Below are 14967 nucleotides of genomic sequence, written 5' to 3'. Positions count from 1 at the left end.
TACAGCACCTGCCCCGCAAATGCCCGCCGTTCATGGCCACGTCGCCCCGGCCCCCGCGCCCTCGCTAGACTCGGGGTTTTCCAGCCTCGCGGAGCCGCCGCAATGACCCAGTGGTACTTCCATGCCTCCGCCCAGGCCGAACGCGTCGGGCCGCTCGATGACGAAGCCGCGCGCCGCTATGCGCAGGCCAACCCGCGCGCGTTGGCCTGGTGCCAGGGCATGAGCGGGTGGACGCCGATCGCCGAGGTGGCCGAACTGCAGGCGCCGGCCCCGGGCATGCCCAATACCCCGCCGCCCGTCCCGGTCCCAGCCGCCGCCAGCGGCCGTGCCGACGACATCGAATTCCGCATCGTCGGCCATGAAATGCAGTTCGTGGAGATCGAGCTCGACCCCGGCGAAAGCGCCATCGCCGAGGCGGGGGCGCTGATGTTCAAGGACGCCACGGTGCAGATGGACACCGTGTTCGGCGCTGCCAACGGCGACCAGGGCGGCTTCATGGGCAAGGTGATGGCCGCCGGCAAGCGCGTGCTGACCGGCGAGAGCCTGTTCGCCACCGTCTACACCCAGAGCGGCCATGGCAAGGGCAAGGTCGCCTTCGCCGCGCCCTACCCCGGCACCGTACTGGCAATGAAGCTGGACCAGCACGGCGGCCGCCTGATCTGCCAGAAGGACAGTTTCCTGGCCGGCGCGCGCGGCGTGCAGATCGGCGTGCAGTTCCAGCGCAAGATCATGACCGGCCTGTTCGGCGGCGAGGGCTTCATCATGCAGAAGCTCGAGGGCGACGGCTGGGTGTTCATCCACGCCGGCGGCTGCGTGGTCGAGCGCGAACTGGCCGCGGGTGAGCGGCTGGATGTGGATACCGGCTGCGTGGTGGCCTACCACCCGACCGTGGACATGGATGTGCGCCGGGTCGCCGGCATCAAGAGCATGCTGTTCGGTGGCGAAGGCGTATTCCTGGCCACACTGACCGGTCCGGGCAAGGTCTGGCTGCAGTCGCTGCCGTTCTCGCGCCTGGCCGGCCGCATGTGGATGGCAGCACCGCAGGGCGGCGGCCAGAACCGCGGCGAAGGCTCGGTGCTGGGCGGCCTGGGCCGGATGCTGGACGGCGACAACCGGTTCTGACCGCCCCCGGTAGTGCCGGCCGCTGGCCGGCAGCCTCATGAACCGTTGCCAGGTTCCCAATGATTGCCGGCCAGCGGCCGGCACTACCTTTATGAATGGGCGATGTTTCCCACCCTGCCCGCCCCGCCACGGCTTAGGTATGCTGGCGCCCTTTCCTGAATCCGGCGCCACGAGCGCACTGCCGATGAGCCTGTTCCGCCCCCGCATGCTGCTGTCCGTCGCCCTGATCGGCCTGCTGGCCGGCTGCGGTGGCGATCCGGTCCGCCCCGCGCCGCCGCCTGCGCCGACCGTGGTGCCGCAGGCCAAGCCGGTGAAGATCGGCATCGCCCTCGGCGGTGGCGCAGCCAAGGGCTTCGCCCACATCGGCGTGATCAAGATGCTGGAGGCCAATGGCTTCGAGCCGGCCGTGGTGTCCGGCACCAGCGCCGGCAGCGTGGTCGGTGCGCTGTATGCCAGCGGCATGGACGCGTTCCAGATGCAGAGCAAGGCGGTGGCACTGGACGAAGCCAGCATCCGCGACGTGCGCCTGTTCTCCGGTGGCTTGGTGCAGGGCCAGAAGCTGCAGGACTACGTCAACGAACAGGTCGCCAACCGTCCCGCCGAGCGCCTGAAGAAGCCGTTCGCCGCCGTGGCCACCCAGCTCGAAACCGGTGAGCGTGCGATCTTCGTGCGCGGCAACGTCGGCCAGGCGGTGCGCGCGTCCAGCAGCATTCCCGGCGTGTTCGAGCCGGTGAAGATCGGTGGCCGCAACTACATCGATGGCGGCGTGGTCAGCCCGGTGCCGGTGGATGCCGCGCGCCAGCTCGGCGCCGACTTCGTGATCGCCGTGGACATCTCCAGCAAGGCCAGCGGCAAGGCGCCGACCGACATGCTGGGCATCGTCAACCAGTCGATCTCGATCATGGGCCAGCGCCTGGGCGAACAGGAACTGGCACGCGCCGACATCGTCATCCGCCCGAAGGTGCTGGACATCGGCGCCGCCGACTTCAGCCAGCGTGGCACCGCGATCCTGGAAGGCGAGAAGGCCGCGATGGCCGCGATGCCGCAGATCCGCGCCAAGATCCAGCAGCTGCAGCGTGCACGCGCCGCCGCAGCGGCACCGGCACCGGTGGCCGCGCCGAAGTGCGAGGAAGCCTCGCGCCTGGGCAAGCTGATGGGCCGCAAGGACAAGTGCTGATCTGAGCCGGCGTGTCGCTGCCAGACAGCGACGCGCGTTCTAGCGTGCGGGCCGGTAACCGCTGGCCTGCTGCCGCTCGCGCCTGCGCATCTGGCGGGCCTGCTCCTGCAGCGCCGCCGTGTGTTGCAGCTGTTCCATGCCATCGGCCGGCACATGCAGCTGGCGTCGCGCACGGGTGAGTGCCAGATAGACCGCGCGCACCGGGTTGTGCCAGATGCGCCCGCCCTGCCCCGCACTGAAGCAACCAGGCGACAGCGAGACCACGTCGAACTGCAGGTTCTTCGCGTGTTCGGCCAGGCACAGCGCCACCCGCCCTTCAGCGGGCGTGTCCTGGTCATCGAGCGCCTGCAGCAGTGACTGCACCCGATCGGCGGACCCGAACAGTTCAACCAGCGCGCCTTGCCCTTCGTCGGCCTGCGTGGCCAGGAAGCGCTCCCATTCCTGGTCCGATGCGCTGTCGCGGCGCCGGCGCCACGCATCCAGCGGCCGCTGCAGCACGCTGCGCAGCGCGCGCAGCGATGCCGGATGCAGGTAGGGCCGCAGCCCGAGCGCGTGCAGCTGTGCCGCATCCAGGGCCAGATCGACGACGCTGCCATGGATGCGCAGGCCCTCGCTCGGCACCTGCGTCCAGTCGCGGTAATGCAGCACACCGGTGGCGCGGTCGGCGGCACCGACGAACGGCCCACTGTCCTGGCCCAGTCCATCCAGCGCCAGGGCCTGGTTGACCAGACCCTCGACCTGGTTGCCCTGGCGCACCGACTGGTGCATTTCCAGCACCTTCGACGCGGCCCAGCGCGGCACCGTACCGGTCAGGCACTGGTGCGGATCACCCAGGCTGACCACGCCAGGCGCATGGCCGGCCAGCAACTGCTTCCACGACGGGCTCAGGTCATGCGCCTCGTCCACCAGCAGCATGCCCATGTCCTGCGGCGGGGTGACGCCGCGCAGCGCCAACCACTTGCCGATGTGCGCCGGGCTGAGGCTCAGCAGCGTGCCCCGCTGCAGTTCGGCGTCGAACATGCAGCGCCAGACGTGCTCGGCGGCCGCCATGTACGGCGATACGTCGAGCATCGCGGCGGGCACCGAACGGTCGAAATGCTGGAACGCCATGCCCGGTGCCGACGACGCGCACCAACGGTTGATGGCCTCGAACGCGGTCAGCAGCACCTGCTCCGGGCTGCGCCCACCGATGCCCTGCAGGCCGATGCGGCCGGCAATCTCGCGCGGCGTACGGGTGCTGCGCCGGTAGCTGGCAACGAAGCCACCGGTCTGGCCGCTGCGCGCGGCGTGCTGGGCCACGCGGTTGGCGAACTCGATCTGGGTCAGCAGGCGCACTGCGGTGCTGGCCGGCACGCGGGCGCGGAAGGCTTCCACCTGCCCACGCGAGGGCGCCACGTAGGTGTAGCGGCCCGGCCGCGCCTCCATCAGCGCCAGCACCAGGTGGCCCTTGCCGGTGCCGGCATAGCCATCGAGGTCGATCAGCTCATCGGGATTCGCGGCGATGGCGCGCAGCACGCGGGCCTGCTCGGAGGTGTACAGGCCATGGTGCTCGGCCGACCGCGCATCCGCGGCGGCGACGTCATCCAGCGTTGCCTCGTCGTCGTCACTGGAAAAGGTGGCGGGAAAGCGGATCTCATGTTCGACCAGGGTTTCCTGGCAGGCCTGCTGCAGGGCCAGGCCCGGGTACTCCCGTGGCGACTGCGCGATGACGTCCTGCAGGATCTCCGCCGGTGCCAGCAGCACGCCGTGGGCAGCCAATGCGCTCAGCCAGGCATCCAGTTCCGGTTGGCCACCGCCACCGGGCCCGGCCAGCTGCGCGGCGGCGCCTTCGTTGTCGGCAAACAGCGCGCAGGCATCATGCAGCAGGCGCTCGATCTCGGCCGCTGGATGCAGGCGCGTCCGGCACAGCTGCGCGGCCATCAGCCCGGCCTGCTCCAAGGCCGTCTGCGGTGGCGTGCCATGGGCGATATAGCGCGCCAGCGACTTGCGCTGCAGCGGCAGGAAGGTGGTGGTAAGCACCGGGTGCTGGAGTTCGGACATGCGTGGAACCGGAAAGGAACGCTGCGGCGCGCGCAGGGCGGAGATGCTCGGCTACCCGACCGGCGCCGTCAAATCGCGGCGGCGCGTTTATTCCAGCTGCGAAAGCGGCAATGCCTGGAAGCCCTTCACCGTGCGCAGCACGAAGCTGGAATTGGCATCGGCCACGCCGCCGGCATTGAGCAGCCGGTCCAGCAGGAAGTGCGAGAAGTGCTCCAGGTCACGCACGTAGACGTGCAGCAGGTAGTCCATGTCACCGGTCAGTGCATGGCAGGCCACCACTTCATCCCAGCCCTGCACGCTGTCCACGAAGTGGCCGATCGCGGCCTGGTCGTGCTTTTCCAGCTGCACGCGCACGAAGGCCTGCAGGCCCAGGCGCAGCTGGCGCGGTTCGAGCCGCGCGCCATAGCCGACGATCACGCCCTCGCTTTCCAGCCGCTGCAGGCGGCGCAGGCAGGCCGAGGGCGAGAGGTTCACCCGTGTCGCCAGCTCGGCGTTGGTGGCGCGCCCATCCCGCTGGATTTCAGCCAGCAGACGTATATCCGTGCGATCGAACTGGACTTCTCCGGCCATTGTTGCCCCGCAACATGGTGAGTACGCAAGGATATTGCGCCAACAAGGCCAATCGGCGCAACTTTTGCAACCCTGTTGCGCGCGCCCTGCCCTAGCATCGTGGGTATCCCGTCAAGGAGTGCCCCATGGACCTCGCCCAGCCCCGCCGCGTCGAACACCAGCAGACCGACAAGGGCTACGTGCCGGTGTATACCACCGCGCTCGTCGAGCAGCCGTGGGACACCTACAGCGCCGACGACCACGCCACCTGGAGCACGCTGTACCAGCGCCAGCGCGAACTGCTGGTCGGCCGCGCCTGCCAGGAATTCCTGGATGCACAGGACGAGATGGGCATGAACGCGCACATGATTCCGCGCTTCGACCAGCTCAACGAGGTACTGGGCGCGGCCACCGGCTGGACCCTGGTCGGCGTGGAAGGCCTGTTGCCGGAACTGGATTTCTTCGACCATCTGGCCAACCGCCGATTCCCGGTGACCTGGTGGATCCGTCGCCCGGACCAGATCGACTACATCGCCGAACCGGACCTGTTCCACGATCTGTTCGGCCATGTGCCGCTGCTGATGAACCCGGTGTTCGCCGACTACATGGAGGCGTACGGCCGTGGCGGCGTCAAAGCCCACGCGATCGGCCCGGATGCGCTGCAGAACCTGACCCGCCTGTACTGGTACACGGTGGAGTTCGGCCTGATCGATACGCCCGACGGCCTGCGCATCTACGGCGCCGGCATCGTGTCGTCGAAGGGCGAATCGCTGTACTCGCTGGAGTCGGCCGCGCCCAACCGCATCGGTTTCGACCTGCAGCGGATCATGCGCACCAAGTACCGCATCGACACCTTCCAGAAGACCTACTTCGTCATCGACAGCTTCGAACAGCTGATGCAGGCAACGTCGCCGGACTTCACCCCGATCTACGCGGCACTGTCAGACCAGGCGCATCTGCCGGCAGGCGATGTGCAGGGCGATGACCGCGTGTTCCAGGCCGGCACCGGCGAAGGCTGGGCCGACGGCGGCGACGTGTAAGCGCACGGCGCACACCGCTTCGCACTGAAAACGGCGCACCTGGATGCGCCGTTTTCGTTGCTGCCTGCCTGCACCGTTACGGCGGTGCAGGCGAGGGCAGGGCAATCAGGCATCCACGGCCCGGCAGGAACCGCGCACCATCAATTGCGGATGCACGCTGGTTGCGGTCGGCACATCCGGCACGTCGGCCTGCACCAGCATCGCCGCCGCCATGCGTCCGATGTCGGACACATGGCGGCGCACCGAGGTCAGCGGCGGCCACAGCCGCGACGCCAGCGGGCTGTCGTCGTAGCTGACGATCGACAACTGCTGCGGCACCGCGATACCCGCACGCAACGCCACCTGGTACACGCCGGCGGCCATTTCGTCGTTGCCGGCAAAGATCGCACTGGGGCGTTGTCCGCCCATCAGCAGCCGTTCGGCGGCATGCACGCCCGACTCGAACGTATCGCCCGCTTCCAGCACGCGTTCACCCGGCAGGGTCAGGCCCACCTGCGCCAGCCGGTCGAGGAAGCCATGGGTGCGCTCGCGTGCGGTACGGCGGTCGCCCGGACCGGCAATCACCGCGATATCGCGATGGCCGAGCGAGAGCAGGTAGCCCGCTGCCGCGGCCGCACCGTCGCGATCGTGGGTGACCACGGCCTGTGCCTCGTCATCCGACACATGCGCGTTGATGCGGACATAGCGGCATTCGATGCCGTCGAGCATCTCCGTCAACGCGGCCGACTCGGAGGCACGCGGGCCCAGGATCACGCCGTGCAGCTTCTGCTGCTGCACGAAGCGCCGCACGCCGTGCGCGCAGTCCGGAGACTGGCTGTCGCAGGGATGCACCACCAGCTCATAGCCGGTGCCGCGCAGCGCTTCCAGCGCGCCGTGCTGCAGGTCGACAATGCATTGGGCGCCCGGGTCGTCATACACCAGGCCGATCAGGAAGGAGCGGCGGAACGCGAGGCCGCGCGCCAGGGGGTCGGGCACGTAACCGACCTCGCGCATCAACGCCTCGACCTTGTCGCGGGTGTCTTTGCGCACCAGCGGCGAGTTGTTGATGATTCTTGAAACCGTTTTCTTGGAAACTCCCGACAGTCGTGCGATGTCGTTGATCGTGGCAGCCTTGCCCTTCGATGCCGGCAACGCGGCATCGCTAATAATTCGCACTGACATGTATAGAACCAGGTAAGTCGGAGAAGTCTAGCCTTGCGCCCGTGGGGCGCGAAGTTGCGGAATGTCGCAGCGAAGATGGATCGCGTCGTGTTCGACCACTTCTGCTGCGCGAGGTTCCATTGTGATCGCTCTACTGGATGTGCATCTGAACCGTTCTTCCGCGCGTGTTCACCCTGAATGCGGACGCGACGCGCGCGAACGCCAACATTCCCTTAACCAGGCTCCGATACAGTCGGGGGCATGGACCTGCAGACCTCTCCGTTTCCGGCGTTCCGTGGCCGCGACCGGTTGATCGCCGCAGTCGACGCGGCGATGACCTCCGGTGATGCCGAGCGCATCACCGCCGACCTGCAGCTGGCGCTGCAGGAAGCCATCGCGGACAGCCGCATCGAGTTGCCCGAGTGCGTGCACCGTCCGGTCAGTGATCATTACGCGCGACGCCCGCTGTACCACAGCCGCGAACACGGCTACAGCGTGATTGCCATGAGCTGGGGCCCAGGGCAGGGCACGCCGCTGCACGACCACGATGCCATGTGGTGTGTGGAGGGAGTGTGGTCAGGCGAGCTGGAGATCACCCGCTATGAACTGCTGGAGTGCGCCGGTGAGCGCTGGCGTTTCCGCCGCCACGCCGTGCTGCGCGGGGGCTGCGGCAGTGCCGGCAGCCTGATTCCGCCGCACGAGTACCACACCCTGCGCAACGCCAGCGACGAAGCACTGGCGATCTCGGTACACGTGTACGAGGCACAGATGGAGCGCTCGGCGGTGTTCGACCCGCTCGGTGGCGACTGGTACCAGCGCCGCATCCAGGCATTGCAGGCCGACCCGGCCTGAGCCGGGAACGGGGCAGGGCGCTGCCAGCACCTTCGTGAGCCACGTGGCATCATGCGCCGCTGCGCTGCCGGCCCCGGCGGCGATCCGCGATGCCCGGTCGGGCAAGGAGCAAGACGATGTCCAGCGCTGATCCGCGCCTGCGCGCGCTGTTGAAGCTGGCACCGGTGATTCCGGTGTACACCCCCGAAGATGTGAATGAAGCGGTCGAAGTGGCCCAGGCGCTGTTCCGCGGCGGCCTGCCGGTGATCGAAGTGACGCTGCGTACGCCGCAGGCGCTGGATGCGATCAAGGCGATGGTCGAGGCCGTGCCCGATGCCGTGATCGGCGCCGGCACCGTGCTCGACGCCGCGCAGATGCAGGCGGCAAAGCAGGCCGGTGCGCGTTTTGCGGTGTCCCCCGGTGCCACGCCGGCGCTGTATGCCGCCGCGCGCGATGCCGACCTGCCGTACCTGCCTGGTGCCGCCACCGCCTCGGACCTGATCCTGGGCCTGGAACACGGCCACGACACCTTCAAGTTCTTCCCGGCGGTGCAGGCCGGTGGCGCCGCACTGCTGGCGGCCTGGCACGGCCCGTTCGCCGATGTGCGCTTCTGCCCGACCGGCGGCATCAGCGCGCAGACTGCGCCGCAGTTCCTGCACCTGCCCAACGTGCTGTGCGTGGGCGGCTCGTGGCTGACCACCCCGGCGCTGCTGCAGACCCGTGATTGGGACGCCATCGAACGCCTCGCCCGCGAGGCGTCGGTGCTGGCCGGCTGAACCTGCTGCACGAATCGTCAAAGGTTTGATCGTGATCAAAGCGCCGGCCTCGAGCCGGCGTCATTCTGTGGGCAAGCGCACTACGGAGATCCGAACATGAATTCGACCATGAAGGCCGCTGTCGTGCGTGAGTTCGGCAAGCCACTGGTGATCGAGGAAGTCTCGGTACCGCGCCCGGGGGCGGGCGAGGTACTGGTCAAGATCGAGGCCTGTGGCGTCTGCCACACCGACCTGCACGCCGCCGAGGGCGACTGGCCGGTGAAACCGAACCCGCCGTTCATCCCCGGTCACGAGGGCGTGGGGCACGTCGTGGCCGTGGGAGGCGGGGTAGGGCACGTCAAGGAAGGCGACAGGGTCGGCATCCCCTGGTTGTACTCGGCGTGTGGCCATTGCGAACACTGCCTGGGTGGCTGGGAAACGCTGTGCGAGACACAGCGCAACACCGGTTACTCGGTCAACGGCGGCTTCGCCGAGTACGCACTGGCCGATGCCAACTATGTCGGCCTGCTTCCGAAGGAAGTGGGCTTCGTGGAGATCGCGCCGGTGCTGTGCGCCGGCGTGACCGTCTACAAGGGCCTGAAAGTTACCGATACCAAGCCAGGGGACTGGGTGGTGATTTCCGGTATCGGCGGCCTGGGCCACATGGCCGTGCAGTATGCCCGCGCAATGGGCCTGAACGTGGCTGCGGTGGACGTGGACGACAACAAGCTGGCGTTGGCCCGGCAGCTCGGCGCGCAGATCACCGTCAACGCGCGCACCACTGACCCTGCTGCCTTCCTGAAGAAGGAAATCGGCGGCGCGCACGGCGCGCTGGTCACGGCGGTGTCGCCGAAGGCGTTCGAGCAGGCACTGGGCATGGTCCGCCGTGGCGGTACCGTTTCGCTCAATGGCCTGCCGCCCGGCAACTTCCCACTGGATATCTTCGGCATGGTGCTCAACGGCATCACCGTGCGTGGCTCGATCGTCGGCACCCGGCTGGACCTGCAGGAGTCGTTGCAGTTCGCTGCCGAAGGCAAGGTTGCCGCCACGATCAGCACCGACCGCCTGGAAAACATCAACGACGTGTTCGCGCGCATGCACGCGGGCACCATCGAAGGCCGCGTGGTGCTCGACTTCGCCGCCTGACCGCCTGTGCATGGCCGCCGTCGCTCCGTCCCCCTCTCCCACGGACGCGGCGGCCATGCCGATCCATCGGTAGTACCGGCCGCTGGCCGGCAACCCCAGGCACTTCGCGCAGCCGTACAATGCGGGCATGCCCGGCCTGCTCAAGACCCTGTTCCTGTCCCTCGTCGCCCTGATCGGCGGCGTGCTGTCGCTTGCGCTGGTCAGCAGCGTCGCCAGCTGGCTGCCCCCGCTGGTGGGCATGTTGCCGGACAACAACAGCGTGCAGCTGGGGTGGGACCTGGCGTTCAGCGTGCTCGGCGGCGTCGCCGGCATTTCCTTCGCCACCTACTACGCACCGTGCTGGCCGCGTTCGCATGGGTTCTCGATCTGGTCACTGATCGCGCTCGGTTGCGGCTACGCGATGTGGACCGCAGGCGCGGATTTCCCGTTGTGGTTCGTCATTTCGCTGCTGGCATCGCTACCGCTGCAGCTGCTGGCCGGCTGGTGGTTAGGCCGTCGCGCGTCGCGCGATCCGCGCTGAGCGCATCCAGGTAGTGCCGGCCGCTGGCCGGCAACCTCGGCCATCCCACAGTTGCCGGCCAGGGGGGGGGCGGCCCACCCCCGCCCCCCCCGCGGCGGGCCGGGCCCGGCCCCGCCACTACCGCTTCAGCGACGGCAGCGTCTGCTTCAACCGTTCGATGCCCTGCCATGGGTCACCCTTCAGCCGTTTCGCGCGCGCCAGCGCCTTGGCCATCGGAAACGCGTCGGCCGCGCTCACCCGCGCCAGTTCTTCCCAGCGCAGCGGCACCGCCACGCCGGCACCCTCGCGCGCGCGCAGCGACCACGAACACACGCTGGTCGCACCGCGTGTGTTGCGCAACCAGTCGATGAAGATCACGCCGCCGCGCTTGGCCTTGCTCATCGTCGCCACGTAGCGATCAGGCTGCTCCAGCGCCATTGCCTGCGCGAACGCCTCGCAGAACGTCTTCGCTTCGCCCCAGCCAGCCTTGGGCTGCAGCGGCACCACCACGTGCACGCCCTTGCCACCAGACAGGCGTACGAAGCTCTTCAGGCCCACCTGCAGAAGGCGGTCACGCACATCGCGTGCACCGGCTTTCACCTGTGCCCAGCTGACGCCTTCGCCGGGATCGAGATCGAACACCAGGCGATCCGGGTGCTCGGGGTCGGCCACGGTCGCGCCCCAGGGATGCAGTTCCAGGGTGTTCATCTGCACCAGCTGCAGCAGACCGCGCGTGTCGTCGATGTAGACGTAATCCTCGCGGCCGCTTTTCTGCTGCAGGGGCACCGCATGTACCGCATCGCCCAGGCCGGGACCATGGTGCTTCTGGAAGAAACAGGCCTTGCCCACGCCGTCCGGGCAGCGCAGCAGTGACAGCGGACGTCCGGTGATTTCAGGCAGGATCCAGCGCGCCATGCGCTGGTAGTAGTCGGCCACGTCGCCCTTGCTCAGCTTCTCCTTTGGAAACACCACCCGCTCCGGGTGAGTGATCTGGACCTCGCCTCCAGTCCCGGCATCTGCGGTGCTCATTCCCAGGTCCTCCTTCTGCTTGTCGCTGCGCAGCCGCTTGAAACTGGCCTGGCGCAGCAGGCCTTCCTTGCCCCAGCCACGGAATGCCACCTCCGCCACCGCCACCGGTTTCACCCAGCGTACGTCGGCAGCGCGGAACGACACATGCGCTGGCAGCTGCAGCGCGGGCGTCTTCACTGCCAACGGCTGCAGTGCCCTGAGCAGCGCGCGCAGGCTCTCGTCGTCGAAGCCGGTGCCCACGCGGCCCACATAGCGCAGGCCAGCCTTGTCCGGCGTGGCCAGAAGCAGCGAGCCGAATCCCACCCGGGAACCCTTGGGCGCCGTGTGGCCGACAATCACGAACTCGTCGGTGTCTTCATGCTTCACCTTCACCCAGCTGCGCGCACGGGTGTTCACGTACGGCGCATCCACCTGCTTGCTGACGATGCCCTCGAATCCCGCCTCGCCGCTGGCGTCGAACACCTGCGGCCCATGGTCGACCACGTGTTCGCTGAAGGCCAGTGTGCCGGGCGCCGGCCCGATGAGATCCTTCAGCAGCGCCTTGCGTTCCAGCAGCGGCGCACGACTGATGTCCACGCCGGCCACACCCGGAAGATCGAACACGATGTAGCGCAGCGGTTGTTTCGAACTGCCGTCGATCACCCGCTGCAACGCCGCGAAGTCACTGCGTCCTTCCTTGTCCAACACCACCAGCTCACCATCCAGGCGTGCATCGCGCACCGGCAGCGCCTGCACGGCCTGCACGACCTCGGGAAAATCGGACGTCCAGTCCAGACCGTTGCGCGAGCGGAGTTTCACCTCGCCGTCGTGCAGGTCGGCCAGCAGACGATAGCCGTCCCACTTGATCTCATGCAGCCAGCGCTCGCCGTCCGGGGCACTGTCGCGATGATCGGTCAACTGCGGTTTGAACCCGCGGGGATAGGGCGTATCACGTGCGCCGTGCAGCTGCAGTGCGCGTGCATGCCAGCGGGCATCGGCCTTGCGTGTGATCGTGCGTGTGGCAGGTGCATCGCGCGCCGCCTTCTCTGTGGAACGCTTCTTTGCCGCAGGCGCTCGTTTCGGCATCGAGGCCGTCAGCAGGTCATCTGCCTCGGCGTCGCGCGCTTCGCCGTCGTCACGCTTGATCAGCAGCCACTGCACCTGGCGTGCCTTCATCGCGGTGCGCACCAGCTTCCAGCCACCGGCCAGACGTTGTCCATGCAGCACGAAGTCGATCTTGCCAGCGGCCAGCGCCTGCAGAGGATCACCTTCGCAGGCCCAGGTGCCGTGATCGAACACCTCGACGTGACCTGCACCATAGTGGCCTTCGGGAATGTCACCTTCGAAGCCGGCATAGGACAACGGGTGATCTTCCACTTCCACGGCGAGCCGCTTCTCGCCGACGCGAAGCGAAGGCCCTTTCGGCACCGCCCAGCTCTTCAGCACACCGTCCATCTCAAGGCGGAAGTCATAGTGGCGCGAACTGGCATGGTGCAGCTGGATGACGAAGGTCGGCCGCCGCTTCGGATCACCCTGGGCGCGCGTGTCGTCAGGCTCCGGCGTCTGTCCGGCGCCACCGCCCAGTCTGCGTTTGCGCCGGTACTGGTGCAGCGACATGGTTCAACCTGCCTTGCGCCGCGTGGTCTTTTTCACGGCCTTTTTGGCAGCCTTCTTCGCAGCCTTCTTCGCCGGTGCCTTGCGCGTCGCCGTCTTCTTCGCCGGCGTGCGCGTGTTCGCGTCCAGGCTCTTCTGCAGCAGCGCCATGAAATCGACCACATTGGTGCTGGCATCCTCACGCGGTGCCGGCTCATCGTCCACCCGGGTAGTGCCGCCCTTGGACTTGATGCGCTTGTTCAACACCTGCTGCAGGCGCTCGCGGAACTCGTCGTGGTATTGGGATGGGTCCCAATCGCCGGCCATCGACTTGATCAGCTGCTCGGCCATCGCCGTTTCCTTGCTGGTGATGCGGTAGTCGGAGAGTTTTCCGGTGGGCAGCTTGTAGTCCTCGGGATCCACCAGTTCCTGCGGATAGCGCAGGATCATCAGCACCAGCGCGTCCTCATGCGGCATCACCGCGCACAGGTATTCGCGCGTGCGCACCACCACCCGCGCGATGCCCACCTTGCCGGTACTGCGCAATGTCTCGCGCAGCAGCACGTAGCCCTTTTCGGCCTTCTTGCCGGGTACCAGCAGATACGGTTTCTCGTAGTAACGCGGGTCGATCTGCGCCGCATCCACGAAAGATTCCACCTCCACCGCTTCGTGGCTTTCCGGCGCGGCCGAACGGATATCACCTTCCTCCAGCACGACATAGCTGCCCTTGTCGTACTCATAGGCTTTGACGATGTCCTTCCACGGCACTTCCTCGCCGGTGTCGGCGTTGACCCGTTCGAAACGGATCGGCTTGCGGTCGCGGGAGTCGAGCATGCGGAACTGCAGATCGACCTTGCGTTCGCCGGACATCAGCGACACCGGCACATTGAGCAGGCCAAACGACAGCGTGCCGGTCCAGATCGGGCGGGCCATGGGCGCACCTTTGGCGGGGCAGGGTGCCCAGCTTGGGCTGGCAGGCGTAAATCAACCGTGTCCGTGCCGTGCACGCCAAGTGGCGCGGCGACCTGGCTGTAGAGCCGAGCCCACGCTCGGCTGCATCAGGTGCCCTGCGCTACTGCAACAACGGCCTCACCGCCGCCGCCGGGATATGGTCCAGCGCGCGCCATGCATCCTCCACCACCGGCCGTGCCTGCGACCAGCCCAGCCGCGACTGCCCGCGCATCTGTTCCCAGTGCTCGGCCAGTTCCTCGCAGGTATCGGCGGCATCACCGCGCGGCCAGTCGGCAGCGTGGGTGGTCAGCGCGAAGGCATAGACCGGGCACAGATCACGCCAGTTGCGGTGGCTCTGGCCACGCCTCTCCTCGTAGTCGCTGAGCATGTACTGCAGGTAGTCCTGCGCCACCGCCTGCGGATCTTCATGGCGGCGCGTGCGGCGCTGCGCGGTGCGTTGGCCGAGCGGATCGAGCAGGGCGTTGAACACGGACGGTGCGGGTCGTTCAAGACGGGGCATGGCCGGCTCCTGCAACGGGGGCGGGTGGGCAGGAATACGCGCGGTGCCGTTACCGGGGGGTGAGCGAGATGTTCATGACGCCAGGTTCGCGGCGGCTTTACCTGCTGGGCGGTGTAGTGGAAGCCCCCGAGCGCAGGTACCAGACCATGAGCCGAGAGACCTCACGAGACCCGCTGCGGGAAAACCACCCGCCCATTCCCGGCGAGCAGCGCGGCAAGCGCGATGCCGACAACGCCGACTACCGCGGCACCGGTGCACCGTTCTTCGACGCTGAGCACGGTGACGACCACCTGCCGGTGAAGCACGAGGCTGAACAGGCCGCCCAGGACCGCAAGGATGGCGGTGACCGCCATCGCGGCGGCCAGGAAAGCCCGCTCAAGCGGCGTGAGCGCAAGCAGCGCGCCAGCGACAACCAGGACGAGGCGCTGGAGGAGACGTTCCCGGCCAGCGACCCGACCTCGCCGTTCGTGCCAGCCAAGGCCCCCGACTGACCGGTAGTGCCGGCCGCTGGCCGGCAACGTCTGGGCTGCCCTACACAAAGCGATGCCGGCCAGCGGCCGGCCCAACCAACACAAACCCCCCACCAAAGCACCCCC

14 protein-coding genes are annotated in these 14967 nt (G+C 67.8%); 8 read left to right on the top strand and 6 right to left on the bottom strand.

The features are described from left to right. The first annotated feature begins 102 nt into the window (after nucleotides 1-102). Both ACJ7C5_RS11915 and ACJ7C5_RS11910 read left to right on the top strand, forming a co-directional pair. Nucleotides 103-1122, top strand: a complete 1020-nt coding sequence (locus ACJ7C5_RS11915) for a TIGR00266 family protein (RefSeq protein WP_097048113.1) — start codon at nucleotides 103-105, stop codon at nucleotides 1120-1122. A gap of 184 nt (nucleotides 1123-1306) precedes the next feature. Further along, nucleotides 1307-2299 carry a patatin-like phospholipase family protein gene (locus tag ACJ7C5_RS11910; protein ID WP_019658835.1) on the top strand — a complete coding sequence of 331 codons (993 nt, stop codon included), beginning with the start codon at nucleotides 1307-1309 and terminating at the stop codon, nucleotides 2297-2299. 39 nt (nucleotides 2300-2338) lie between these two features. Here the strand turns inward: ACJ7C5_RS11910 and ACJ7C5_RS11905 are convergent, their stop codons facing one another. Together ACJ7C5_RS11905 and ACJ7C5_RS11900 are read right to left on the bottom strand one after the other, a co-directional pair. Next, complete coding sequence (locus ACJ7C5_RS11905; protein WP_412704003.1) at nucleotides 2339-4339, bottom strand: hypothetical protein; 2001 nt, start codon at nucleotides 4337-4339, stop codon at nucleotides 2339-2341. Between the two features lie 87 nt (nucleotides 4340-4426). Further along, complete coding sequence (locus ACJ7C5_RS11900) at nucleotides 4427-4909, bottom strand: Lrp/AsnC family transcriptional regulator (protein WP_004153377.1); 483 nt, start codon at nucleotides 4907-4909, stop codon at nucleotides 4427-4429. A 125-nt stretch (nucleotides 4910-5034) separates the two neighbouring features. Here ACJ7C5_RS11900 and phhA point away from each other — a divergent pair, with 125 nt between their 5' ends. Continuing rightward, entirely contained in the window at nucleotides 5035-5928 is an 894-nt protein-coding gene (gene phhA / locus ACJ7C5_RS11895) for a phenylalanine 4-monooxygenase (RefSeq protein ID WP_094001749.1), read from the top strand. Nucleotides 5929-6033: 105 nt separating this feature from the next. On the opposite strand, the gene ACJ7C5_RS11890 is transcribed toward phhA, so the two are convergent. After that, nucleotides 6034-7089 carry a LacI family DNA-binding transcriptional regulator gene (locus ACJ7C5_RS11890; RefSeq protein WP_329914134.1) on the bottom strand — a complete coding sequence of 352 codons (1056 nt, stop codon included), beginning with the start codon at nucleotides 7087-7089 and terminating at the stop codon, nucleotides 6034-6036. 240 nt (nucleotides 7090-7329) lie between these two features. Here ACJ7C5_RS11890 and ACJ7C5_RS11885 point away from each other — a divergent pair, with 240 nt between their 5' ends. The 4 genes from ACJ7C5_RS11885 to ACJ7C5_RS11870 all read left to right on the top strand — a co-directional run bounded on the left by ACJ7C5_RS11885 (nucleotide 7330) and on the right by ACJ7C5_RS11870 (nucleotide 10320). After that, complete coding sequence (locus ACJ7C5_RS11885; RefSeq protein WP_088023016.1) at nucleotides 7330-7920, top strand: cysteine dioxygenase family protein; 591 nt, start codon at nucleotides 7330-7332, stop codon at nucleotides 7918-7920. Between the two features lie 116 nt (nucleotides 7921-8036). Further along, on the top strand, nucleotides 8037-8675 hold the full coding sequence (gene eda / locus ACJ7C5_RS11880) for a bifunctional 4-hydroxy-2-oxoglutarate aldolase/2-dehydro-3-deoxy-phosphogluconate aldolase (protein ID WP_088023012.1): 639 nt from the start codon (nucleotides 8037-8039) through the stop codon (nucleotides 8673-8675). A 96-nt stretch (nucleotides 8676-8771) separates the two neighbouring features. Further along, nucleotides 8772-9800: an alcohol dehydrogenase AdhP gene (adhP, locus tag ACJ7C5_RS11875; protein WP_412704002.1), complete on the top strand. Its 1029-nt coding sequence runs from the start codon at nucleotides 8772-8774 to the stop codon at nucleotides 9798-9800. A gap of 127 nt (nucleotides 9801-9927) precedes the next feature. Then, entirely contained in the window at nucleotides 9928-10320 is a 393-nt protein-coding gene (locus ACJ7C5_RS11870) for a hypothetical protein (protein WP_412704001.1), read from the top strand. Nucleotides 10321-10437: 117 nt separating this feature from the next. On the opposite strand, the gene ligD is transcribed toward ACJ7C5_RS11870, so the two are convergent. The 3 genes from ligD to ACJ7C5_RS11855 form a co-directional block, all read right to left on the bottom strand. Continuing rightward, the gene (gene ligD / locus ACJ7C5_RS11865) at nucleotides 10438-12924 is read right to left on the bottom strand and encodes a DNA ligase D (protein WP_412704000.1); all 2487 of its coding nucleotides are present in this window, start codon (nucleotides 12922-12924) and stop codon (nucleotides 10438-10440) included. Nucleotides 12925-12927: 3 nt separating this feature from the next. Then, nucleotides 12928-13833: a non-homologous end joining protein Ku gene (gene ku / locus ACJ7C5_RS11860; RefSeq protein WP_412703999.1), complete on the bottom strand. Its 906-nt coding sequence runs from the start codon at nucleotides 13831-13833 to the stop codon at nucleotides 12928-12930. A 139-nt stretch (nucleotides 13834-13972) separates the two neighbouring features. Further along, nucleotides 13973-14371, bottom strand: a complete 399-nt coding sequence (locus tag ACJ7C5_RS11855) for a hypothetical protein (RefSeq protein ID WP_014035432.1) — start codon at nucleotides 14369-14371, stop codon at nucleotides 13973-13975. 146 nt (nucleotides 14372-14517) lie between these two features. Between ACJ7C5_RS11855 and ACJ7C5_RS11850 the strand changes: the two genes are divergently transcribed. Beyond that, nucleotides 14518-14862, top strand: coding sequence for a hypothetical protein (locus tag ACJ7C5_RS11850; RefSeq protein WP_088023001.1), 345 nt, complete (start codon nucleotides 14518-14520; stop codon nucleotides 14860-14862). Nucleotides 14863-14967: the final 105 nt, after the last annotated feature.

The organism is Nocardiopsis yanglingensis (assembly GCF_045809185.1).
In the GTDB taxonomy this organism is placed as follows: Bacteria; Pseudomonadota; Gammaproteobacteria; order Xanthomonadales; family Xanthomonadaceae; genus Stenotrophomonas; species Stenotrophomonas yanglingensis.
The sequence above is the reverse complement of the archived record's forward strand: the minus strand, read 5'-3'. Positions and strand labels throughout refer to the sequence as shown.